Origin of the sequence: Gilliamella sp. B2824 (assembly GCF_026536245.1) — a bacterium.
Lineage (GTDB): Bacteria > Pseudomonadota > Gammaproteobacteria > Enterobacterales > Orbaceae > Gilliamella.
Window position 1 is genome coordinate 24585 of sequence record NZ_JAFNON010000014.1, and the last position, 23686, is coordinate 48270.

Sequence of the window (23686 nt, forward strand, 5' to 3'; positions counted from 1 at the left end):
ATGAGACATAGGGCACGTTGATGCCCTACTGTTCTGACATCAATTAAAGTTTAGGTATATTTTTGATCATTTCAACCCGCATTAAATAATCATATAGAGGGACGATTTTTTTAAATCCTTTTATCAATTTATTTGGCAGATCACTATCTAATACATCAGCTATATGATTATTGGTTACCATAACAGCTAAGCTTTTACGGTTATACCATGTTGCTATCTTTTCATCTTGATCTTTAACCAGCGGTCGTTTATAACTTTCACCAACCAACTCAAAAGGTTTTTTGACGCAACGAATCATCTCTAAAAACTTAGCAGTATCATTAGCAATCTCTTCTCGAAAAATATCCATAGTTTGTTTTGATGCACAATAATAACCTAAACCATATTGATAACTATCCGGACTAATTTCAAAAAAATAAGCTGGCGCTTCTTTCCAGTCCTTATTTGGTCGTTTAAATGTTAGCCACAATCGACTTCGATATAATGTCTTATCTTTGGAAAATCGAGTATCACGATGAATGCGTGATATGGTTTTACCTATCGCTGGCTTGGTTTCAAACCACTCATCGATTTTTAACATTTCTGGGGTTAATTGTTCAACCAATAACTTAAATGGTTTAACTAAATCGTTATCATAAATAGAACGATGTTCATCAAACCAGGTTTTACTATTGTTAATCCAAGCATCTTGTAAAAAATTTAGCCCCGCTTGAGAAAAGCCGTTAAATATGGCCATTATTGCTCCTTAAATAACTCTCTGACTTTTTCTAAATCTTGTTGCGTATCAACACCAATGGCGGGTGACTCTTTAGCAACTGCAACATGAATTTTTTCACCATACCAAAGAACTCTAAGCTGTTCAAGCATTTCAATTTGCTCAAGTGAAGAAGGTGCCCAGTTGATATACTGACGAATAAAACCTGCTCGATAAGCATAAATACCAATGTGGCGAAGGTAAAAATCACCAATACTGGATTGATTGAATAAATTGCTAGCTTTCGCGAAGCGATCTCGCTCCCAAGGAATAGTCGCTCGAGAAAAATAGAGCGCATAACCATCTTTATCCATCACAACTTTAACAGCGCCAGTATTAAACGCTTCTTCAACCGACTCAATAGGTACAGCTAAAGTAGCCATACCTGTTTTATATTTGACTAAATTTTCAGCGACTTGATCAATAATAATAGGGGGAATCAGTGGCTCATCACCTTGAACATTAACAATCACTTCATCATCGGCAAATTGAAAGGTATTAATGACTTCGGCCAGACGCTCAGTCCCCGAGTTATGTTTATCACTGGTTAGAATCACTTCTCCACCATGCTTTTTTACCACCTCGAAAACTTGCTGATGATCGGTTGCAACAATGACTCGATTTGCCGATGACTTTTTTGCTTGTTCCATCACTCGTACAATCATCGGTTTACCGTGTATATCTGCTAAAGGTTTTGCAGGTAAACGGCTTGATGCATATCTTGCTGGAATAATAACAGAAAAATTCATAACTAATCCTTGTAATGTTCTATTCTTGATTAAATTTTACTTGAGTCAGTGCCATCGCCTCGGTTTCAAGTAATACGGGAATACCATCCTTTACAGGAAAAACTAATTTATCAGTTTGACAAATTAGCTGATTATGTTCTTTATCATATTGCAATTTGCCGTGACATTTAGGGCATGCAATAGCATTAAGAAGAAGCGCTTTCATATTTTATTCTCTATGTGATGTTATATCCGCTAATAATGAACAGATATGGTTAATTGCTGGCATAGGTATAATGGCATCTACAGGTAGATACCACCAATTTGGTAATGCAAATTGCTGACATTTTACTGCATCTTTTTCTGTCATTAAAATGATTTGTTGATCAGTTGCAATATCTGCTAACAATGGCAAAGTAAATTGTTGATGATCAGCAAAGGATACCGTTTTAATTAAATCCGCATTCATCATTGTTAACATATCAAAAAAACGTTTAGGATTGCTAATTCCAGCAACAGCACAGATATTTTGTAACGAAGATAATGGCTTTTTTTCTTGAGTAAGCAAATTAATGGCACAGTTGGGAGCCAATTGCATAGTATAAGTTTTATTGGGATATTTCTCGGGTAACAGACTATCGCTATCACCATTAATGATGATCACATCGACTGATCTTAAACGGTTTTGTCGCTCTCGCATTGGACCAGCAGGAATCCACCACCCATTGCCAAATTGACGTTTACCATCGACTACAACAACTTCTATGTTACGAGCTAGCGCATAATGTTGTAAGCCATCATCAGTCAAAATAACATCTAACTGATAGTGTTTTAATAAAGCTTTGACCGCATCAACTCGTTTCGGTGCTACCGCAACAGGCGCCTGAGTGCGTTGATAAATCAGAACCGGTTCATCACCCGCTTGGGCTGTTGTTGTATTGTTATCTAAAATTAAGGGATAAGAATCAGCCTTACCGCCATATCCCCGTGAAACGACACCAACATGGAACCCTTTAGCTTGTAAAGCTTGAATCAAACCAATCGTGAAAGGGGTTTTACCATTACCGCCGACGGATAAATTGCCAACAACAACAATCGGAACAGGTGAATGCCATGATTTTAAAAGACCGAATCGATATAACTGGCGACGAATAAAAACAATCAAACCATACAACAAAGAAAAAGGAATAAGTAACCAATATAATCTATTTTTACCATACCATAATTTTTCAATCATCATTTATTATCACTTGATTATGTTTTGTTACCATTACTGCTATATTTGACGTAATATAAATATGGCGATATTGGCTATTATTTTACTCATAAATAGGTAAACGCCCAAGCCAATCATGATACCACCTAGGACGAACTTGTTCCCGCATTGTTTTGATATTCCATGTTAATTTATTAAAAAATAGACTAATTTGACCTGTCCTTGCAGTAACATGATAATCTAAGTTAAGTTCATGATAACGTAAAGTAATCTTATCTGCGGGTAAGTTCCAAGCATTATAGCGCGAAGTCGACACCAATGCACTTTTCGGTTTTACCCGATTTATAAAGGCATAGCTTGATGAGCTCATACTACCATGATGGGGAACTTGTAAAAATGTTGAAGATAATTTAACTCCATATTGTTCAATTAACTGATACTCTTGCGTTCGTTCTAAATCCCCTGTTAACAATACCGAGAATCGACCATCCGTTATTTGTATCACACATGAGTCTTTATTTTGCGCATAATTAACCAGCTTTTTAGGCCATAAAATATTAAATGAAAGCTGGTTCCAACTAATGTGATTCCCCGCTAAACATAAATAATCATTATTCAATGATGATGATGAACTCATCAACCACGCATTTGGATAGGTACGCTTTAAAATATTCAGCCCACCAATATGATCATTATGTTGGTGACTAATGATAATGCCTTCAACTGTTAAATTATGCTGCAATAAAAACGGTATAATGACCTGCTGTGCTACTGAATTTTTATCCCATTTAGCACCCGTATCATACAAAATAGCTGACTTTCCATTATGAATCACAATAGCCAGTCCATGACCAACATCTAACATGTCTACTCGCCAAACATAATCAAGAACGACAAAAAAAGGTGAAATCATTAAGCATAAAATAGACAATATAGTCACGAAAAAATGACGCCAAAGTTCAGTATGAATAACAATAATCATCAACCAACCAATTAAACTTAGTAGATAAAAATTAGCCGGTAATGTCAACCACAATACATTCATTGCTTTTAAACATAAAAATAATCCTTTAAGAGAACTATCTGCAACAAAGCAAAACCACAAGGATAAATAAAAACAATGTACCAAACTAAATAATAGTGCCAATAAAATAGCAGGAAAGGTACATAGTGTGATAAGTGGAATTGCTATTAAATTCGTGAATAATGCAACAGTACTTATCCCGTGAAAAATAAAAAATTGTATAGGTAATAATAATAACGTTAAGCCAAATTGTAGATGCAATAACCGTATTAAATACCAACGTTTTTTTTGTTTAAAACGGTTTGGTAAAGGCATCCATTGGGATAGAAAGAGTAAACTGATAACCGCGTAGCAAGATAACCAAAAACTTTCTGATAAAATCATCAACGGATCAAATAAGAGTAATATTGCAATAATTCGGTTTATTTTTTGCCAAGCACTTAAATGATAACTTTGATAGCGTAAGTATATCCATATTGATAGTGCGAATATCGCACGCAGTGTTGGCGGATTAAATCCTGTTAACCAAGCATAAAATAATGCACTTAGCCAACCAACTATGATTGGTACAAAATAATGTATATAACGATTTGGAAGTAAAAACAGACTTGTTTTAACAATAAAGCAGCAAAAATAAAAAACTAAAAGAATATGCATACCGGATATTGCCATTAAATGAGCTATACCGGTTTGCATCATTATTAGGCGATCTTCACCACTTATTTGTGTGCGTTCGCCAAAAGCAAGCGCAATCAGGATTCCTCGGTAAACACATAGATTAATATAGGGTAAAGCGTAATCTGCTATAACTTGTCTAACATTACGCTTATCATCAAGTAATTTAGCTTGTTTTAATTTTGCTGATAACAGGCGCCTATTGGCAATTGCAAAGCGTTGACTATCAAAACCCCCTTCATTCAAATAACCTTGGCTAACTTTGGTTTTCAACGTAAGTTGCCAAATTTGACCGGCCTTAGGAATAATTGGCTGATCCCAATAGACTGAAATAGTCGGATTAAAAGACAAATAATGCTGGTCAGAATTGATTAGGGCAAATTTTATGTAATACGGTTCTGTTATATTGTCGGCTTGAACATCAATTGTTTCGACTTTAGCTTGCACAACCAAGGTCTTATCGATATAAGGTTCAACATTTGATAAATATTGATGACTATAAGCAGTAGACCATAAAAAGCTAAGGATTAATACCGCAATCATTATTGTAAAGCGATAAAACGTTGATGGAACAATCAAAATAAAAGTAATAAGAACAATAGCCAGCATATACCACTGTTCATAAGAAGGTAATGAAGGTAAAAACATAAGTGGCAAACAACCTAAAGAAAAAATTATTGCTAATAGATCCAGTGAAAAAAGTTGCCGCATTGATTTTGGATAGGGTTAATTTTGATTGGCTATCAAACTATCACATAACTGTTTTCTCAAAATATTCCATTTACTAATTTCTAGAGATTGCTTCCATTTTATTAATTAGTTGAAAAACTTTTACAAAACTAAACTGATTTTCAGCTAAACTTATTTTTTACGTTAATACGAATCACAGCTAAAGAGGAGGTGTCGGTAATCTAGAATGGTGCTGCAAGCATTGATTGATAAATACCCGAATTGTTATAAATAAAAAAACCTTTGATTTTAGTCAAAGGTTTTTTTGTAATATTATGCAAACTTATGCTTTGGCAGCATTATTAACTCGTTCACGTAATTCTTTACCCGGTTTGAAATGAGGGATATATTTATGTTTAACTTCAACATTACCACCTGTTCTAGGATTTCTCGCTTTACGTGGGGCGCGATAGTTCAAACTAAAACTACCAAAACCTCGAATTTCAACACGATCATTACTTTCCATAGCTAAAGCTATCTGTTCGATAATATCTCTTACAGCATCATCAACTAGTTGTACAGGAAGGTGTGTCCGCCAGTTAACTATCTTTTCGGCTAAATCTGATCTGTTCATGGTCACTCCTAATTTATTTTGTGTGGTAAATAACTGATTTATTTTATACCACAAAAGAAAAAGAGGGCAAGCCCTCTTTACTCTTTACATAAACAATTTTTACTCAGTTTTTGAAGCAGCTTTGAAAGCTTCAGCCATTGCATTAGTAAATGATGCTTCTTCTTGAGTTGCAGTATTATTTACAGCAGCAAGTGCTTCTTTTTCATCAGCTTCATCTTTAGCGCGTACTGATAATGAAATCGCACGAGACTTACGATCGATATTAACAATCTTAGCTTCAACTTCGTCACCAACTTTCAGTGCAGTAGTTGCATCTTCAATACGTTCACGAGCAATATCTTGAGCTTTTAAGTAACCTTCAATACCATCAGCAATTTCGATAGTTGCACCTTTAGCATCGACAGCAGTTACTTTACCTTTAACAATAGTGCCTTTTTTATAGTTTGCAGCAAAATTATTGAAAGGATCATCTTCTAATTGTTTAATACCTAAAGAAATACGTTCGCGCTCTGCGTCAACTTGTAACACAACCGCTTCGATATCGTCACCTTTCTTATAAGCTTTAACCGCTTCTTCGCCAGGCATATTCCAAGAGATATCTGAAAGATGAACTAAACCATCAATACCGCCATCTAAACCAATGAAGATACCAAAGTCAGTGATTGATTTGATCTTACCGCTAACTTTATCACCTTTATTGTGTGATTCAGCAAATTGTAACCATGGGTTTGGTTTACATTGTTTAAGACCTAAAGAGATACGACGACGTTCTTCATCAATTTCAAGAACAACAACTTCAACCACATCACCTAAGCTAACCACTTTAGATGGGTGAATGTTTTTGTTTGTCCAATCCATTTCAGAAACGTGTACTAAACCTTCAACACCTGTTTCAATTTCAACAAAACAACCGTAATCAGTTAAGTTAGTTACTTTACCTGTTACTTTTGTTCCTTCTGGGTAACGTTTAGCGATTGAAACCCATGGATCTTCGCCTAATTGTTTTAAGCCAAGAGAAACACGTGAACGATCTTTATCGAATTTAAGCACTTTAACAAGTAATTCTTGACCCACTTCAACCACTTCACTTGGGTGTTTAACACGTTTCCAAGCCATATCGGTAATGTGAAGTAAACCATCAACCCCACCAAGATCAACGAATGCACCGTAATCAGTAAGATTTTTAATGATACCTTTAACTTCTGAACCTTCTTGTAGATTTTCAAGAAGTTGTTCTCTTTCTGCGCTATTTTCAGATTCGATAACGGCACGACGTGAAACAACAACGTTGTTACGTTTTTGATCTAATTTAATAACTTTTAATTCAATTTCGCGATTTTCAATATGTGAAGTATCGCGTAATGGGCGAACGTCAACAAGTGAACCAGGAAGGAACGCACGCACGCCATTAAGATCAACCGTAAAGCCACCTTTAACTTTACCATTGATAACACCTAAAACTGTTGCAGCATCTTCAACTGCTTTTTCTAGTGTCAGCCACGCTTCATGACGTTTAGCTTTTTCACGAGATAAGATTGTTTCACCAAAGCCATCTTCAATTGAGTCAAGCACAACGTCAACAACGTCACCGACTTGAACTTCTAATTCGCCTTGGGCATTTTTAAACTGCTCTACTGGAATTGCTGATTCAGATTTTAAACCAGCATCAACTAAAACGACATCTTTGTCGATTGCAACGACAGTACCACGGATCATATTACCAGAACGAGTGTCTAGTTGATTTAAAGACTCTTCAAAGAGTTGAGCAAAAGATTCAGTCATATTTATATACTTAAATTAATATTAACGTCCACATTACATCATGTCTTGTGGGGTTGTTTACGGAACTCCACCTATCCTTTTGTGGAGCTTGGTTCAAGCAATAAATAAATTTATTGCCCGAGTTTTTGGTTTATATACTTAATAGATTGATTAAAAACATCTTGAATAGAAAGTGATGTGGTATCAATTATAAGTGCATCAACAGCAGGTTTTAACGGCGCAACGGCCCGATTGCGATCACGCTCATCACGCGCTGTTATTTCCTGCAAAATTTCGGCGAATTTAGCATGATTTTGCTTATCTTGCAACTGTTTCATTCTTCTTTCTGCTCGAGATTGCGCACTGGCATCGAGAAAGATTTTGACTGATGCATCTGGGAATACGACAGTTCCCATATCGCGACCATCAGCAATCAAGCCCGGAGCCTGTTTAAAATCTCGTTGTCGTTGTAATAATGCAACTCTCACTTGACTTAACGAAGCCACTTTTGATGCGGCTCCGCCTGTTTGTTCAGTACGGATAGCGTTAGTGACATCGTTATTCTGTAATAAAACTTTTACTTCAGCCCCCGTAGAATCGAAGGTTAAAGGCAGATTTAACGCCAATTTAACAAGCTGACTTTCATCATCAAGTGCGATGTTTTGTTGCAAGGCTGAAAATGCCAATACTCGATAAATAGCCCCCGAATCTAAAAGGTGCCAATTAAAATGATTAGCTAATGCTTGGCATAATGTGCCTTTACCTACGCCACTAGGTCCATCAATGGCAATGACGGGAACAGTTTTAATCATATTAATATTCGCTTAATCGTTCAAATTGTTCAAAGTAATCTGGAAAAGTTTTCATAGTGCATTTAGGATCTAATATGGTCACCGGCGTATCGGATAGTGCAACTAATGAAAAACACATTGCAATGCGATGATCGTTATAGGTTTCGATTTTAGCATGCGTTAATTTTGCAGGCGGAACGATAGTAATATAATCAGGTCCCTCTTCAACCGTAGCTCCAACCTTCCGCAGTTCAGTTGCCATCGCATATAAGCGATCGGTTTCTTTCACTCGCCAATTGTAAATATTACGAATTGTCGTCGATCCTTTGGCAAATAAAGCAGTCGTGGCAATAGTCATTGCTGCATCGGGAATATGGTTCATGTCCATATCAATACCGTTTAATTCCCCCCGAGTACATTCAATATAATCATCTGCCCAAATCACTTTAGCACCCATTTTTTCAAGTACATGTGCAAATTGGGTGTCGCCTTGTAAACTTTTTTTACCTATACCGGTAACACGCACCGTACCGCCTTTAATTGCCGCTGCGGCTAAAAAATAAGAAGCGGACGAAGCATCACCTTCGACTAAATAATTGCCAGGAGATTGATAACATTGTTTGGCTTTAATGGTAAATTTTTGATAATCATGATTGGTAACTGTGACACCAAAAATCGCCATCATTTTGATTGTAATATCAATATAAGGTTTCGAAACTAAATCACCAATAATGGTAATTTCGGTATCTTTATCCGCTAGGGGTGCAGTCATTAATAAAGCGGTTAAAAACTGACTTGAAACCGTTCCATCAACGTTGATATTACCCCCGCTAAAACCACCATGAATATGCAGTGGCGGGTAACCTTCGTTTTCAAGATAGTCAATTTTAGCACCACCTTGACGTAAAGCATCCACTAAATGCCCTATTGGGCGCTCTTTCATACGAGGTTCGCCTGTTAATATAATATTATTGTTACCCAAACATAATGCCGCTGTTAATGGACGCATCGCAGTGCCAGCATTTCCCAGAAACAATTCCAAAGGGTAAGTCACTTGCAAGTGACGACCGATGCCCTGAATATCACAAATAGTACGATCATCAGATAGTTGATATTTAATACCTAAAGCCTTTAAAGCATCAAGCATGTAACGGACATCATCACTATCAAGCAAATTGGTCAAACGGGTATTACCTTTACTCAGTGCGGATAATAGTAATGCTCGATTAGAGACACTTTTTGACCCAGGTAAATTGATTGTCCCATTAATTTTTTTTATCGGTTGTAATGTTATAGATAACATAATCACTCTCTATAAATATTTTTTAAAATTTTTCTAGCGTCGCTTTTAACAAATCTATAGCTTGCTTATCTTTAGCACTATTTTGCCATAATTTATCAAATAAAGAACGATATCGCTTGATTGCATCAAATGATGAAGTAATTGAAGCAATACCCGTTGTCACATTGGGTAATTCCCCCAAACGAAATGGACTCATCGCTAAAGAGATCGGATTTTGATCTTGATAAAAGATTTGAAAAGCTATTGACGGAATAGCCTGCTCAGTAATAGCAATTGTAGGCGCATAAGATTGGTGTTCTAAAAGTTCAATTAAATGATAAACTTCTTGACGTGCTAATAACATTCTTTCCGATTTTTTCCCCGGCGAAATGGTTAAATTACCGACTAAACCAATATGCAAAAAACGCTCAACATTGCGTAAACTAATTAAATTAATCACTTTAGGAACAGACTGATAAAATTGCGTTTTACGATGTTTCAAAATTGATAAACTCACCGCATATTTATCTGAATCAATCGCTTCACCAGACTCCTCAAGCATCATGGCCAAATGCGATAAATAGTGTGGTGAAGTTAGCAAAAAAGAGAAGGGATCAAAGTGTGAATAAATATGGGTTGATTGTTCTTCCAACTGACGCATACGTTCAAAAAACCCTTCGCCACTTGAATAATATTCCGTATCAATACCAAGTAGGCTCGCTAAAGAAGTGTCTAACAATAGTGCTAATCGCTCTAATGTTTCAATTTTAACGATTTCACCTTTTTCTAAGCGATAAACTGCAGCTCTTGAAATTCTTAAACTCTCAGCTACATCTTCGGCTTTAAGTGAGGCGGCAATACGATAAGCGCGTAATCGCTGCCCTATTGCCAAATAATCAATTGCTTCACTAATCATAATTGACTCAAAATATTCGAATCTTGGCAGTGTATCACAAGGTGATAACAATGCCAATTTTCGCTAAAAATGTTTAAGGTAACATCCACATTTTAGTCAACTATTTTAGCAAAACATCTTGTAAGTTTGATGCATCTGCAAATTCAGTATATTCAGTAATCGCTTCTGGTTTTTTCGAAGCTTGTGACGCTTGCCCTAATACTTGCGAAGCAAACACCAAACCTTTTTGTTTAACAATAGCGTTATTATAAAAATCAATTAAGCCTTGCTTATCAATTTTTTTCACTTCGGCTATTTTCTTATCGCGTGAATCAAACGAAAAATTCGATAAACGATAATCAGCCAGATAGCGTTCTAATTCTTCATTTAACGTTTGAGGTGGCATTGTCAATTCCTCAAGCACCGCCTTTTTATATTGCTCTATATCATTTTTGGATAATGCTTGTAATTTTTGCAGCATAATTGGATAGAAATGCTGATAACGGCCTAGCAAATAGGCTGGGTCGTATTGATTACTTTGTATAATAAAGCTAATACCTGAAGAATCGCCTACTGACATTGATACAGCAAAAACGGCATAACCTAACTGTTCATTAGATCGTAATTGATCGAAAAACCAAGGCGATATAATCTTCGAAAGCGTATAACTCAAGATGCGGCTCGAATTTCGATCATAATTAGTCGGAATATAGCTCATCATTAAAGCATTATCAGTTGCTTTCGCCGTTTGAGTAATGCGTGCTGTTAATGGTGCATTTATTTTAAGGTTATCAATTGGTGTAAATTGAGCGTTAGACGCAAATTTTTCTTGAATTTTATGATAAAGATCTAACGAGCGTTGATTCGATAAATTACCTAAACTTAGCATATAAGGAACTGAATGCGTCATTAGCGCATCACGATAAGCTACAATATCGTTAACACTGATATCTGCTGTGATTTGTCTTCTTAAATTACGTTCATAGTAGTGAGGTAATACAGACAATGCATTGACAGGATTGGCGGCTAACTGATAACTATTCGCATGCTCAATTGCATCTAATTTTTGGATATACCACGATTTAGCTAAGGCTAAACTTTGTTCATCAACAATTATTTGCTGATACCGATTAAGTACCGCTAATACCATTTCGGGAAGGTGCTGATTAAAACCATCAGCTGTCACCATCAAACCATTATCACGGCTAGTCGACAATTCAATACCAGCCACATTAGCTTGGAATTGAAGTTGTGCTAGATTACGACTAACAAGATAATCGAGCAAATCAAACGCAACTTGAGATTTAGCATCACTAAAAGCTTGATCATTACGTAATGAAACGACAATTGCGGCTTTAGGTTCTTGACCAAAATATTGGCTAACAAAATGGATATGATTACCGCGCTTATTAAATTCTAAAGGCTCAGATTGATTGCTATTTGGGTTAACAATCGTAAAATCATCTGGAATATAAGGATTGAGTTCAGGTAAAGTAAACGAAAAGCTTTTTGCTAAATTCGACCAATTTGATTTTTGTTCACTAGTTATAGCATCAATTTTATAAGGTGCTTCAACAAAATAGGCAACTTTATCGGTAGGTTGATTTGGTGCAATGGTCCAAATTCTAGCATTATCTGGCGTTAGGCTCTTTAAACGGTTTACTATCGCATCTTTATCAAAATGCGATGCAATAAAGTCAGCGTTTAAAATATTTTGGATTGGATAAAGCAACATCTGATCAGATAGCCATTCAACATAAGACATATCTCGTTCAATATCTTGGTATTTAAATTCAAGTGCTAATACTTTTTTAAGTTCTTCGTAATAAGTATCCTTTACCCCATCTTTTTGTATTAATTGTAAGTAATTGAAAATAGCCGCTATCACTTTATCTTTTTGAGCAAGGCCGTCATCAGTCAAACTTACATTAATGCTCAAAACACCACTATTACCATAACGAATAGGATCGCTTGATGCACTAATGTTTTCAATCAATCCTTGCTTTTGTAATTGTTCTGACAATGTGTTTTGACTACGATTGCTAATTAAATAAGCAATATATTCATCACTTTTATCGGCAAATTTAACTAAATTATTTTCAATTGGAAATTGTAAAAGCATCAATTTTTTAGGCTGAGCGGGTAACATAGTAATTTGTTTAGCTAATACGTCACTTGGCATAGCGGTTTGATCAACTTTTGGGGCTTGAATATTTTTATTAGGAATTTGACCAAAAGTAGTTTCAGCAAGTTTTGCCAATTTATTAATAGATTGATTGCTATAAACAACCCCGACCATAATGTTAGCTGAGTAATAATTATTATGAAAATTAACTAACGCATCGTGTAATTTACTCGTTGATTTATCACTTAGCGTTTCTAAATTTCCCCCTGAAAATTGTGACGCAGGGTGCTTTTGATTAATTGTTTCAGAATCAACTTGTCCAATACGAAAACCATCATTCGATCTGGCCATTGTCAGTTCAGCATTAACAGCATTTCGCTCTTTATCTGCAAATTTTGGATCTAAAACAGGATTAGCAATCGCTTGAGCTAAATAATCTAACGCATGATTAAATGCGCCATTTTCCACCTCAAAATAAAATGCAGTTCTATATGAAGCAGTACTCGCATTATAACTACCCGCATGGCGATTTAAGAATTGAGAAAAACTAGCGGGTTCAGGATACTTTTTAGACCCCATCAAGACCATATGTTCGGTATAGTGAGCTAAACCTTGTTGATCGGCAGGATCTTGTAAAGAGCCAACAGGTAAGGCGAGCGAGGCTAATGATTTCACAGCTTTAGGATCGGATACTAATAATACACGCATTTTATTGGCTAGTTCGATGACTTCGTATTGGCGATTATCGCGATCACTTTGTTGAACCTTTTCTAATAAAACGGGATGTGAAAGTTTATTTTCAATCGCAAAAGAGGAATTGAAGTAAAAAAAAGCTAGCACAATTAAGAGCGTTATTTTTATCTTATGCATATATTCTCCGCCTAAAATGTCATATTCTATGATGAATTTAATAAATTACTAAAAAAGAAAACTGACAGCAGTTTCTAGTAATTTTTTCAAAAATTTAATCCTATAAATTTATCTGATTAAAAATTGAGGTGTAAGTTTTCTATTATCTATCTTAACTAAAAGATAATCTAGTAATTCATAATATGAAAGCACAATGTATCACTAATCTATTAGGGCAATTTACTCACCACATTTTTGACGACATGACTAGATTAAAAACGGTTTGGTTAAATGTAAGTCATCAACTAAGTCAAAAGTTGCGTTCAATAACAATATTGGATTGAGATAGAAAAACGAGTCAATTACAACGTAATCGATCTTGATTTTCTTGGTCGACTATTTATCTAAAAATCAGGCACTTTAAATCTTGTCGTAAATGTTGACAGTCAACTGGTCAGCCATGTTATTGCAATAAATTGAGTCATCAAAGTACCAATACTAGAACTGACAGTCGCTTTTATTTTATATTGTTTCAATTTCTCTACAATATAAAAAAGCTGGGAAAACCCAGCTCTTTATTTTTTTAAACAACAATGGAGAAATAATAACAATTAATGTTCCCGTGTTTTTCTAAATTCGACATCTGGATAACGTTCTTGAGTTAGATTTAAGTTAACCATACTTGGCGCAATATAGGATAAATTATCACCGCCATCTAACGCTAAATTTTGCTCACATTTGCGTTTAAACTCTTCGAATTTCTTCGCGTCACTACATTCTACCCAGCGTGCGGTGGTCACATTTACCGGTTCATAAATGGCTTCAACATTATATTCAGATTTTAATCGAGCAACGACCACATCAAACTGAAGTACACCAACTGCCCCGACAATTAAGTCATTGTTGGCTAATGGTCGAAATACCTGCACAGCACCCTCTTCAGACAATTGCACTAATCCTTTTAATAATTGCTTTTGTTTTAGCGGATCTTTTAAACGAATTCGGCGAAATAGTTCCGGGGCAAAGTTAGGAATACCGGTAAACTTAAGATCTTCACCTTGGGTAAAGGTGTCACCAATTTGAATAGTACCATGATTATGTAATCCGATAATATCACCCGCATAAGCCTCTTCTACATGTTCACGATCGCCGGCCATAAAGGTTAATGCATCAGAAATATTGACATCTTTAGCAAGACGAACATGGCGCAATTTCATGCCTTTTTCATATTTACCCGACACAATGCGCATAAATGCCACGCGGTCTCGGTGTTTTGGATCCATATTGGCTTGAATCTTAAAGACAAAACCACTAAATTTTTCTTCGCTAGATTCGACTTTTCGCTTATCCGTTTGACGAGCTTGCGGTGGCGGAGCCCAAGCCGTTAAGCCATCTAACATATGATCAACACCAAAATTACCTAATGCAGTACCAAAAAAGACGGGGGTTAAATCACCGGATAAAAATGCTTGTAAATCGAACTCATTCGATGCGCCTTGCACTAATTCAAGCTCTTCACGAAGCTGAGCGGCTAAATCATCGCCAACAGTTTTATCCAATTCAGGATTAGTTAACCCTTTAATAACACGGACTTCTTGAATGGTATGTCCTTGACCTGTTTGATATAGATAAGTTTCATCTTTGGCTAAATGGTACACACCTTTAAATAACTTGCCACAACCAATAGGCCAAGTAATCGGTGCACACATAATATTGAGCTCGTTCTCAACTTCATCGAGTAATTCTAAAGGATCACGAATATCACGATCTAACTTATTCATAAAAGTCAAAATCGGCGTATTACGTAAACGCGTTACTTCCATTAATTTACGCGTACGATCTTCAACCCCTTTTGCTGCATCAATCACCATTAAACAACTATCAACGGCCGTTAAAGTTCGATAAGTATCTTCTGAGAAGTCTTCATGCCCTGGGGTATCAAGTAAATTGACTAGACATTGATTATAAGGAAACTGCATGACAGAAGTTGTAATCGAAATACCACGCTGCTTTTCCATCTCCATCCAGTCGGATTTAGCGTGTTGGGCATTCGCGCCTCGACCTTTTACCGTTCCAGCTGTTTGAATGGCATGACCAAATAGCAACACTTTTTCTGTAATGGTTGTTTTACCAGCATCGGGATGTGAAATAATAGCAAAAGTGCGACGCGCATTTACTTCATCTAAATAAGCTTGTTCTGTCATAAAATTAACGATAATTATCCTGCACAAAAATAATCGGGCATTTTAACAGAACTTGTTAATTTTTACCATTGCAGTTATTTGCGTTATTGGTTTATCTATGCATAATGTTTGCATAAACTAGTATTGATTAGGTGCTGTTTTGCAAGTTTGCAAAAAAACCTAGCTTTCAGTATAAATTGGATTTTGTTATGAATATTCGTGATTTAAAATTGTTCTTACATTTATGCGAAACATGCCATTTTGGTATGACCGCCGATGCTATGCATGTAAGCCCTTCGACGTTATCCAGACAAATACAACGCTTAGAAGAACATTTTGGTCATGCCCTTTTTATTCGTGATAATCGCCAAGTACAAATAACGCAAGAAGGGGAAAAGGTAAAACGTTTTGCCCAGCAAGTAATCAGTTTGCATCAGCAAGTGCGCCAAGAATTAGATCAATCCAATCAACAATTAGTTGGCGAATTAACCCTATTTTGTTCAGTAACAGCCGCTTACAGCCATTTACCTGAAATACTTGACCGCTTTCGAATTAATTATCCTCTTGTAGAAATTAAACTCTCAACCGGCGATGCGGCAGATGCGGTTGAAAAAATCCAGTCCAATCAAGTCGATTTAGCCATTGCAGGCAAACCAAAACAATTACCTTCAGGAGTCGAATTTTTAAAATTTGGTGAAATAGAGATGGTGTTACTCATACCCAAGCTCAATAGCTCATTTAGTGATAAATTACACCAAAAAAAACCGGATTGGCATAATATACCCTTTATTTTGCCGGAACATGGCCCAAGCCGGCACCGCATTGATTTGTGGTTTAAACAGCAAAAAATTATGAGCCCCAAAATTTATGCAACAGTTGCAGGTCACGAGGCAATTGTTTCTATGGTTGCACTAGGTTGCGGTGTAGCCTTATTACCTAAAGTTGTTATGGAAAATAGCCCTGAAAGAATTCGGGAAAGAATTACTGAATGGTCAACCAATTTAATGGAACCGTTTGACGTTGGGATCTGTGTTCAAAAAAGACGTTTATCAGAAAAAATTATCGCGGCGTTTTGGGGATTATGCAATCTTAATTTACCAAACCAATCCCAATAAACAAAATATCGTGTATAATCATTTACCTAGAAAATAGTTACATTATTAATACTGCAAGCAACATAAAAAATAATTTGACGACAAGCTTGGTTGTTAAAAAAGGAAATATTTTCATGAACACAAGAACTATAAAAATATTAACATCATTAATTCTGCTTACTACAACTACGATTGCTTTTACAGTACAGGCCAAAGGTAATACACGTTTAAATATTAACCGTGAAGAGAATAATACTATTGTAAAACCTCAATGGTTAACCATCGAAAGTACAAACTATTATGATGGTGATAGCGATGACTTAGCCACAGCGGGTTTAGGCTTTACACCGCTATCAACAACTAAAATCAATCTTAAGCAGGCTAACCCTACGCAACCAACAACTCAAGAACTAAGGCAATTAAAACTTAACCGATTTATTGATACTAAAACAGGAGAAGGCACTCTTTTTGGTTATCAGCGTAAAACCTTAACCCCATTATTTGATGGCAAAGTGGCAGGTACTGAGGTTTTAGCTACCCTTAAAAATAAAGAAGAAACTGTCGGTTTATTATTACAAATCCCCTTGGATTTTGATAAAAACAAACCTTGTATTGTTGCGGTGCCTGCCACCGATTCCGATGGATTATTTAATGCCCACGATGTACAAATTAGAGGATTATGGGGATTACGTCACAACTGTGCAGTTGTTTACAATGATAAAGGATTAGGCAACGGTATTTATGATATCACTAACCAGCGTGGATTTGCCATTGATGGCAAAACACAAACAGATAATCTTCTTTTTAAACCAGATATTAACAATCGAGAAAGGTATGTTAAAGCTTATCCCAACCGCTACGCCATAAAACAACTGCATTCAAGACAGAATTCAGAGCAGCGTTGGGGGGAATTTGTTTTACAATCCATTGAATTTGCCTTTTATCAAATCAACACATTATATTCACCGGATAAAACAATCAAATACAACAAAGACAATACATTAGTATTAGTCTATGGAGCGAGTGATGGTGGCGGCGCAGCACTCAAAGCGGGCGAGCTTGACAAAAATAACATTATAAAAGGAATCGTTGCAGTTAACCCACAAATTGTACCTTATTCCAAAAAAATAGCCGCTAGCGTACAATTCGGTAAAAATACACCTGTTAAAATTCAATATCAATCGATAGCAGAATACAGCGCATACGCTTCACTTTATATCCCTTGTGCTGTGCCAGCAATTATCGAAAACAATAAAGATAAGTATATTCCTTTTGCCGATAAATATGTTTTTTCACAAAACCGCTGTAATGACTTAAAACAAGCAAAACTATTAAAAGAAGGCACACCTGAAGAAGCGCTTGAAAAGCTGCATAAATATGGGTGGACGCCTGAAATGGATATCCAATTACCCTATTTTTATTTTAAAGAAACGGTCAGTTTACCTTATCAATACATTAGCGCTTACGGACACTACGACATCACCGAAAGAATGTGCAACTATTCAGTTGCTAGCACACAACAAAATCCCATTTACTATACCGGTAAAGTTGCACCATTAAAGGAAGTCGCCTTTGAGCAACTTTGGGGATTATCTGATGGACATTTACCTGTATGGATTGGTAATGATTCAACTGCATTAGCATTGGTCAATAATGAAGATGTGATTTCACCTAGAAGGGATTTCTATTCTAGCTCTGAAAGCAAAGAAAACATTGATTATAATAGTAAAGGGGCTATATGTTTATATAAAAAAATAAACGATCCGCGCGTTCAATATGGTATGGGTCAGATCATTGCTTCGGCTAATTTAAATGGAATTAAAACCTATATTGTACATGGCCGTAATAATGTCAAACAATTACCGGATTACACATCACGAGCTTATGTCGCATTAAATAGCCAAGTTGAAGGTAAAAATTCACAATTACGTTACATAGAAGTTGAAAACACTAGCTATTTAGATGGTAAACCGCCATTTGAAAACATTTTACTTCCTATAGATTATTATGGTGAAGATGCAATGGAGTGGTTATGGGCAAATCTAACGAATAAAGCAACCCTGCCTGAAAGCCAAGTTGTTCATACAAAACCACGAGCAAGTAATAATGACATTACCCTTGATGCTACCATTAAAAACTTAGTGCCGATTTCACAATCACCAAATCGTAACAATGTTATTAAGAAAGAAAACGGTAAACTTACTATTCCAAATTAATAACTAAAGATTATCGGGTAAGTTGATTAACTAAACTTATTTCGATAATCGCCTGTTTTCTTGAAAATGATTGGAACTAACAAATTTTACCATTTGGGGATATAACTTAAAAAAAAGTGATTCAAGCGCTGAATAATGTAGCTTAATATCAACAATTGTCTCTTTTAATAAACTGAGTCTAGGTCTTCGCGCGGCCATACCTTTAAGTACTTTTTCAATAAATTCGATATCAGCATAATTTTCAAGCCATTTACCTTGCCACATTGACTGCATAAAATATTGATAATCGGGTGGATAATCAGTAATAAAAGGGGCAATTTGCTCTTTAGTCAACTGGTTAAATTCAGCTACGGCAGCATAAGATTTTATACCATACTCTGACCAGTATTTAGACAAAAAATGATCCCAAACAATATCTAATGCAATAGGCGCCACTCGCTGGTGAGTTTTTCTAAATAACTGTTTAGCTTGCTTCACTTCGGGTAAAGAATCGATTAGGCTATCGATTCTTCGGTGAAGCATAATGCCATCTGCAATAGTTTGTGGATAAGCTAAATAGGGATCACCTTTCACAAAATCGGCAACACTATTCCCAATCAAGGAACTGTTTGCCAATGTTGCCAAATGTAAATGTGCAAGAATATTCATACAATAAGAATAATTAATTATTCACGGTGTTTAAATTGCCCTTCAGCTAATCCTTCACGCCAATAGCTGGTAATTTGGAATGCGTCGGCTGGTAAATTACTATATTTGTCTTTTAGCGCTCGACGCAGCTGCTGTGCTAGCGATGCCTCCATTCCCCCCCAAAAAAGGAGTGGTGGATTATCCGTAAAATCTGTCGCCAGTATGCTATCAATCAGTTGACTTGGTTGTCCTTTGTCACGGACTAACCAATGAATTTGTTGGTTGTCACGAACGGGTAAGGGTAATACATCGGTTGGATGATTAACTTCAATAAAGGCATTGACTTTTTGATAATCAGGCAAGTGCTCAATAGCGTAACTAATAGTAGGCACGGCAGCGATATCGCCCATAAAAACTAACTGCTGATCATCAACGTTTAATTTAGATACAACCCCAACTACACCAACTTGATCACCAACAGTTGCCCGCTGTGCCCATAACGTTGCCAAACCTTCTGGGTGAATAGCAAAATCAATTGCCAATTGTTGTGTTGCTTCATCAAAATAACGCACACTATAAGTTCGAGCCAATTGGCGAGTTCGTTCATTAACAATAATTTTATTATTTTCATCTAACTGTGGAAAAGGAATCTGACCAGATTCAGGATCAGTAAAGAGTAATTTAATATGTGGACAAACCCAAGACTTATCAATCGTGAGTGGCTTACTACAAGTAAAGTGTAATCGAATAAAACTATGGGATACTTTTTCAATTTTAACCACTGTCAATATTGCATTAACAATCACTCTCTTATGTTGTTCTGTCATATTTAAGATCCTTTCATTCCATGTTATTAGCATTATCATACAATAAAATAACCAAAATATAGCCAACTTTTTATTTAACCGTTTTGCGTTCAATACCGCAATTAAAGCTTAGCTTTACGAGCAATGCATACAACAGTATTCACAGTTTGAATTAATAAGTTAAGGAACCAAAAGCATGGCACCAATCTTGCTCAAACTTTACTATTGCTGCATCCACAGCTGGATCAGAAATAAATTGTTCAGCCACATCCACAGGTAACGTAATTGATTGACATCCTGCTAATAAACAATCCAAGGCTTGTCGTGGTGTTCTAAAACTGGCAGCTAACACCATAGATTCAGGACAATGTAAATCTAATAATGTCTGTAACTCTTGAATTGTCTCTTTACTATTGCCGCCTTGCGCATCAATACGATTAACATAAGGCGCAATATATTTTGCCCCAGCAAGCGCACCTAAAAAACCTTGTCCCGCTCCATATACCGCCGTGCCTAAAGTTGGTATTCCTTGTTTGCTCAATTCCTTTATGGCAATTAAACCTTCGGCATTAACAGGTATTTTAGTTACAATAGTTGGCACGGCTTTTCTTAGTTGCTCAGCTTCTTTTATCATCTCTTTAGCCTGGTTCGACAATACTTGAGCAAAAAGCACTTTATCCGAACCTAACAGATCTTGTAACTCGGCTAACAATTCAAAAATCGGCTTTTCTGATTTTGCCACAATACTTGGATTAGTCGTGACACCTTTAATTGGCAATATTGCAGCAAGGCGTTTAATTGCTGAAATATCCGCTGTATCTAAATATAATTCCATACTATGCCCCTTGGTATATAGGTTAATTATCTAAGTGATAAGACACTAGCATAGTAAAAAATATTGTTTTGTTAGCCTAGAAGACGATTTTGCTATTTACTGGATTTTTGTACGCTAAATATAAAAATGAGATCTTGATCACATAATTAATACATTTAATTATAAAGATATTTTATTATTCTTTGCTTTCATCATTCACGGAATATACTCTATAAAACAGCGTGTATTTCTTGATATCATACTCACTTAAATAGCATGAAAATATCCATCAACAACACACTAACTAAGCTGGTTAACGGACAAATGAAGATCAATCACATCTTCTTTGCCGATAATAGCAATGCACCAACACTGCAAGCATTCCAGCTTGATTTTCCGAAGATAGAGATTGTGCTGGAAGGTACACAACAAATTCAATTGACTGATAATGCCGGCAATATTATTCACAAAACGCTTTCAGCCCATGATCTCTTATATACTGTGGTCCATAGTTGGAATAAACCCATTCTAGAAGAGCCTGTCACCACTTTAACCATTTTATTTGCCAAACAACAAATTAACCTCAGTTTACTACATTGGAATGGCAACCAATTTACCTCTTATGGTCAAATCAATACGTTAAGGCGCGGTCCACGAGTCGGTGCTTTTATTATTCAAGCACTCGCCGAACTAACTTGGCATAATCAACCAGCAGAAAATAATCAAACCGCGCATTTTTTGATACAAAGTCTACTGAGTAATACCTTAGATCTGCTCAATGTCAATGTCGAAACTGCATCGAAAACGGCAAGCATTTTTCAAGCGATCCGACAATATATCGATACCCATTTTTGTGACGATATCACCCGCGACTTTTTAGCCAATATGTTTTATATCTCGCCTAACTATTTATCTCATCTATTTCAACGCGAAGGCAAAATTGGCTTAAATGAATATTTAAATCATGTACGTATAGAATATGCCAAATCACTATTGAAAAATTATGATTTAAATGTCAAAGAAGTCGCACAAGCATCGGGCTTTCAAGATAGTAACTACTTTTGCCGAATTTTTAGAAAAAAAACCGAACGCACACCAACCGAATACCGCCGTCAATACCACAGCAAATTATCACAAAAATAATAAATAAGGTTTAAAAACTAAATCGATTGGTGTTGATAACAATAAAATGCAATCAAATACTGTTCATCATTAAATTTTTCAAAATTATCTTTTTGCAAAAATAACGGCAATAATGCAATTCCCTGCCCTTTTTCGACAAGGTTCAACAATTGGCTTAAAGAATCAACGGTAATAATATTACTCGTCTGTTGGTATATAGCTAAAGTCTTAGCTCTTAGCGGACAATCAACATCATTATTAATCAAAATAGGCAGTTGTTGATGAGTGATATTTGAATGGCTTTTTAAAAAAGTAACAGGTAAATATTTTGTAGCCACTAAACAATAATCAGCATGATTAAATTTTTTAAACGTAATCACATTATCAAAAAATTGCTCATTAATAACATGGTTCATCTCACTGGTTCTTTTTATAACAATCTCTGTTGAGCCAATTGCATATTTTTGTTGTTCAATCACAATAAATTGGAAAAGAAGTTCAGAAATTAATAGCGTAGGTTGGCGAAATTTAAATGATGTCTTAAGCTGTGCAAATCTATCGAGTGTTTGAATAGCGAAATGATAAAACTGTTGCCCCTCTTCTGTAGGTATGACACCATCAAATCGACGAATAAATAAGCTTGCACCTAACTCATGCTCTATCTTTTTTAAATGAGCCGTCAAGTTTGATTGAGTATAACCCAAAATTTTAGCGGCTTTATTAAGACTATTCACCTCATAAACCGTTTTAAAAATCAATAATCCTTTAAAATTCATTTAAAAACAGTACCTATCACTTTTTTTGATACCCCAATCATAAATGAGGATTATTCAAATCTCAATTCCTTTTCTAAACTAAATCAAACATTGAAAGGAGACAAATTATGCAAGCAATGCAATATAAAATAAATTTACCGGCTGATTATGATATGAAAATAATCAAACAACGAATTATGACTAATGGCCACAAAACGGATGGTTTTAAAGATTTATTATTTAAAGCTTACTTAATTTCAGAAAAAGATAACGATAATATTGCCAATAGCTATTGCCCACTCTATATTTGGCGCCGTACAGAAGGCATGACAACGTTCATATTTGACGGTTATTATGACAATATTCTAACTTCATTTGGTTGGCAAAATATTCATATAGGCGTAGTTGCGCAAATCAATCTCAGTGATCGTTTTGTACAAAGTAAATACATGTTAGAAGAAAACTTTGTCATTGCGACTCAGCCACAATTAAAAGGGTTCGACTTCAAACACCCTACACATCAAAATCAAACAGGACAGATAGTAATCTATAATCCTGATAAATGGATGTATTGTATTTTCACTTTTTTTCATGAAAAACCGACATTAGTTAATCACAATCTCTATCAGGTATTACATCTTTCATTCGGTCAATAATCAACTAAAA

20 protein-coding genes are annotated in these 23686 nt (G+C 35.7%); 4 read left to right on the forward strand and 16 right to left on the reverse strand.

The window, feature by feature from the left end; translation table 11 throughout:
- Window positions 1–43: 43 nt before the first annotated feature.
- From J3U56_RS11050 to prfC, 12 genes are all read right to left on the reverse strand, one after another.
- Window positions 44–736 (reverse strand): DUF2461 domain-containing protein, encoded by a 693-nt coding sequence (locus J3U56_RS11050; RefSeq protein ID WP_267332492.1) that lies wholly within the window; start codon window positions 734–736, stop codon window positions 44–46.
- Window positions 736–1503, reverse strand: a complete 768-nt coding sequence (gene kdsB / locus J3U56_RS11055) for a 3-deoxy-manno-octulosonate cytidylyltransferase (protein WP_065634835.1) — start codon at window positions 1501–1503, stop codon at window positions 736–738. Before kdsB ends, J3U56_RS11050 begins: the two co-directional genes overlap by 1 nt.
- A 19-nt stretch (window positions 1504–1522) precedes the next feature.
- Window positions 1523–1708 carry a Trm112 family protein gene (locus tag J3U56_RS11060; RefSeq protein ID WP_267332491.1) on the reverse strand — a complete coding sequence of 62 codons (186 nt, stop codon included), beginning with the start codon at window positions 1706–1708 and terminating at the stop codon, window positions 1523–1525.
- Window positions 1709–1711: 3 nt separating this feature from the next.
- A complete protein-coding gene (gene lpxK / locus J3U56_RS11065) occupies window positions 1712–2719 on the reverse strand; it encodes a tetraacyldisaccharide 4'-kinase (protein WP_416380358.1) in 1008 nt (335 codons plus the stop codon).
- 82 nt (window positions 2720–2801) lie between these two features.
- A complete protein-coding gene (locus J3U56_RS11070; protein WP_267367738.1) occupies window positions 2802–5045 on the reverse strand; it encodes a DNA internalization-related competence protein ComEC/Rec2 in 2244 nt (747 codons plus the stop codon).
- Between the two features lie 364 nt (window positions 5046–5409).
- Entirely contained in the window at window positions 5410–5700 is a 291-nt protein-coding gene (gene ihfB / locus J3U56_RS11075; protein ID WP_065634838.1) for an integration host factor subunit beta, read from the reverse strand.
- A gap of 99 nt (window positions 5701–5799) precedes the next feature.
- Complete coding sequence (rpsA, locus tag J3U56_RS11080) at window positions 5800–7482, reverse strand: 30S ribosomal protein S1 (protein WP_065634839.1); 1683 nt, start codon at window positions 7480–7482, stop codon at window positions 5800–5802.
- A gap of 110 nt (window positions 7483–7592) precedes the next feature.
- Window positions 7593–8273 (reverse strand): (d)CMP kinase, encoded by a 681-nt coding sequence (gene cmk / locus J3U56_RS11085; protein WP_267344853.1) that lies wholly within the window; start codon window positions 8271–8273, stop codon window positions 7593–7595.
- Window position 8274: 1 nt separating this feature from the next.
- Window positions 8275–9558, reverse strand: a complete 1284-nt coding sequence (gene aroA, locus J3U56_RS11090) for a 3-phosphoshikimate 1-carboxyvinyltransferase (RefSeq protein WP_416379533.1) — start codon at window positions 9556–9558, stop codon at window positions 8275–8277.
- A 19-nt stretch (window positions 9559–9577) separates the two neighbouring features.
- A complete protein-coding gene (locus J3U56_RS11095) occupies window positions 9578–10450 on the reverse strand; it encodes a helix-turn-helix domain-containing protein (RefSeq protein WP_267332486.1) in 873 nt (290 codons plus the stop codon).
- 100 nt (window positions 10451–10550) lie between these two features.
- On the reverse strand, window positions 10551–13424 hold the full coding sequence (gene ptrA / locus J3U56_RS11100; RefSeq protein ID WP_267367741.1) for a pitrilysin: 2874 nt from the start codon (window positions 13422–13424) through the stop codon (window positions 10551–10553).
- Window positions 13425–14014: 590 nt separating this feature from the next.
- Complete coding sequence (gene prfC / locus J3U56_RS11105) at window positions 14015–15607, reverse strand: peptide chain release factor 3 (RefSeq protein ID WP_267344851.1); 1593 nt, start codon at window positions 15605–15607, stop codon at window positions 14015–14017.
- 188 nt (window positions 15608–15795) lie between these two features.
- On the opposite strand from prfC, the gene ilvY reads away from it, so the two are divergent.
- Complete coding sequence (ilvY, locus tag J3U56_RS11110; RefSeq protein ID WP_267332483.1) at window positions 15796–16701, forward strand: HTH-type transcriptional activator IlvY; 906 nt, start codon at window positions 15796–15798, stop codon at window positions 16699–16701.
- Window positions 16702–16814: 113 nt separating this feature from the next.
- Window positions 16815–18896, forward strand: coding sequence for a 3-hydroxybutyrate oligomer hydrolase family protein (locus J3U56_RS11115; RefSeq protein ID WP_267332482.1), 2082 nt, complete (start codon window positions 16815–16817; stop codon window positions 18894–18896).
- A 36-nt stretch (window positions 18897–18932) separates the two neighbouring features.
- On the opposite strand, the gene J3U56_RS11120 is transcribed toward J3U56_RS11115, so the two are convergent.
- The 3 genes from J3U56_RS11120 to fsa all read right to left on the reverse strand — a co-directional run bounded on the left by J3U56_RS11120 (window position 18933) and on the right by fsa (window position 21164).
- Window positions 18933–19544, reverse strand: coding sequence for an ACP phosphodiesterase (locus J3U56_RS11120; protein WP_267332481.1), 612 nt, complete (start codon window positions 19542–19544; stop codon window positions 18933–18935).
- A gap of 17 nt (window positions 19545–19561) precedes the next feature.
- Complete coding sequence (locus J3U56_RS11125) at window positions 19562–20350, reverse strand: siderophore-interacting protein (RefSeq protein ID WP_267367743.1); 789 nt, start codon at window positions 20348–20350, stop codon at window positions 19562–19564.
- 151 nt (window positions 20351–20501) lie between these two features.
- Window positions 20502–21164, reverse strand: coding sequence for a fructose-6-phosphate aldolase (gene fsa / locus J3U56_RS11130; protein WP_267367745.1), 663 nt, complete (start codon window positions 21162–21164; stop codon window positions 20502–20504).
- Between the two features lie 303 nt (window positions 21165–21467).
- On the opposite strand from fsa, the gene J3U56_RS11135 reads away from it, so the two are divergent.
- Window positions 21468–22286: a helix-turn-helix transcriptional regulator gene (locus tag J3U56_RS11135; RefSeq protein ID WP_267348275.1), complete on the forward strand. Its 819-nt coding sequence runs from the start codon at window positions 21468–21470 to the stop codon at window positions 22284–22286.
- A gap of 17 nt (window positions 22287–22303) precedes the next feature.
- On the opposite strand, the gene J3U56_RS11140 is transcribed toward J3U56_RS11135, so the two are convergent.
- The gene (locus tag J3U56_RS11140) at window positions 22304–23041 is read right to left on the reverse strand and encodes a LysR family transcriptional regulator (RefSeq protein WP_267348277.1); all 738 of its coding nucleotides are present in this window, start codon (window positions 23039–23041) and stop codon (window positions 22304–22306) included.
- Between the two features lie 107 nt (window positions 23042–23148).
- Here J3U56_RS11140 and J3U56_RS11145 point away from each other — a divergent pair, with 107 nt between their 5' ends.
- Window positions 23149–23676 (forward strand): DUF4865 family protein, encoded by a 528-nt coding sequence (locus J3U56_RS11145; protein ID WP_267348279.1) that lies wholly within the window; start codon window positions 23149–23151, stop codon window positions 23674–23676.
- Window positions 23677–23686: the final 10 nt, after the last annotated feature.

Coding starts and splice junctions, on each gene's coding strand:
- J3U56_RS11050 (WP_267332492.1), bottom strand. CDS start 736: ATGGCCATATTTAACGGCTTTTCTCAAGCGGGGCTAAATTTTTTACAA.
- kdsB (WP_065634835.1), bottom strand. CDS start 1,503: ATGAATTTTTCTGTTATTATTCCAGCAAGATATGCATCAAGCCGTTTA.
- J3U56_RS11060 (WP_267332491.1), bottom strand. CDS start 1,708: ATGAAAGCGCTTCTTCTTAATGCTATTGCATGCCCTAAATGTCACGGC.
- lpxK (WP_416380358.1), bottom strand. CDS start 2,719: ATGATTGAAAAATTATGGTATGGTAAAAATAGATTATATTGGTTACTT.
- J3U56_RS11070 (WP_267367738.1), bottom strand. CDS start 5,045: ATGTTTTTACCTTCATTACCTTCTTATGAACAGTGGTATATGCTGGCT.
- ihfB (WP_065634838.1), bottom strand. CDS start 5,700: ATGAACAGATCAGATTTAGCCGAAAAGATAGTTAACTGGCGGACACAC.
- rpsA (WP_065634839.1), bottom strand. CDS start 7,482: ATGACTGAATCTTTTGCTCAACTCTTTGAAGAGTCTTTAAATCAACTA.
- cmk (WP_267344853.1), bottom strand. CDS start 8,273: ATGATTAAAACTGTTCCCGTCATTGCCATTGATGGACCTAGTGGCGTA.
- J3U56_RS11095 (WP_267332486.1), bottom strand. CDS start 10,450: ATGATTAGTGAAGCAATTGATTATTTGGCAATAGGGCAGCGATTACGC.
- ptrA (WP_267367741.1), bottom strand. CDS start 13,424: ATGCATAAGATAAAAATAACGCTCTTAATTGTGCTAGCTTTTTTTTAC.
- prfC (WP_267344851.1), bottom strand. CDS start 15,607: ATGACAGAACAAGCTTATTTAGATGAAGTAAATGCGCGTCGCACTTTT.
- ilvY (WP_267332483.1), top strand. CDS start 15,796: ATGAATATTCGTGATTTAAAATTGTTCTTACATTTATGCGAAACATGC.
- J3U56_RS11115 (WP_267332482.1), top strand. CDS start 16,815: ATGAACACAAGAACTATAAAAATATTAACATCATTAATTCTGCTTACT.
- J3U56_RS11120 (WP_267332481.1), bottom strand. CDS start 19,544: ATGAATATTCTTGCACATTTACATTTGGCAACATTGGCAAACAGTTCC.
- J3U56_RS11125 (WP_267367743.1), bottom strand. CDS start 20,350: ATGACAGAACAACATAAGAGAGTGATTGTTAATGCAATATTGACAGTG.
- fsa (WP_267367745.1), bottom strand. CDS start 21,164: ATGGAATTATATTTAGATACAGCGGATATTTCAGCAATTAAACGCCTT.
- J3U56_RS11135 (WP_267348275.1), top strand. CDS start 21,468: ATGAAGATCAATCACATCTTCTTTGCCGATAATAGCAATGCACCAACA.
- J3U56_RS11140 (WP_267348277.1), bottom strand. CDS start 23,041: ATGAATTTTAAAGGATTATTGATTTTTAAAACGGTTTATGAGGTGAAT.
- J3U56_RS11145 (WP_267348279.1), top strand. CDS start 23,149: ATGCAAGCAATGCAATATAAAATAAATTTACCGGCTGATTATGATATG.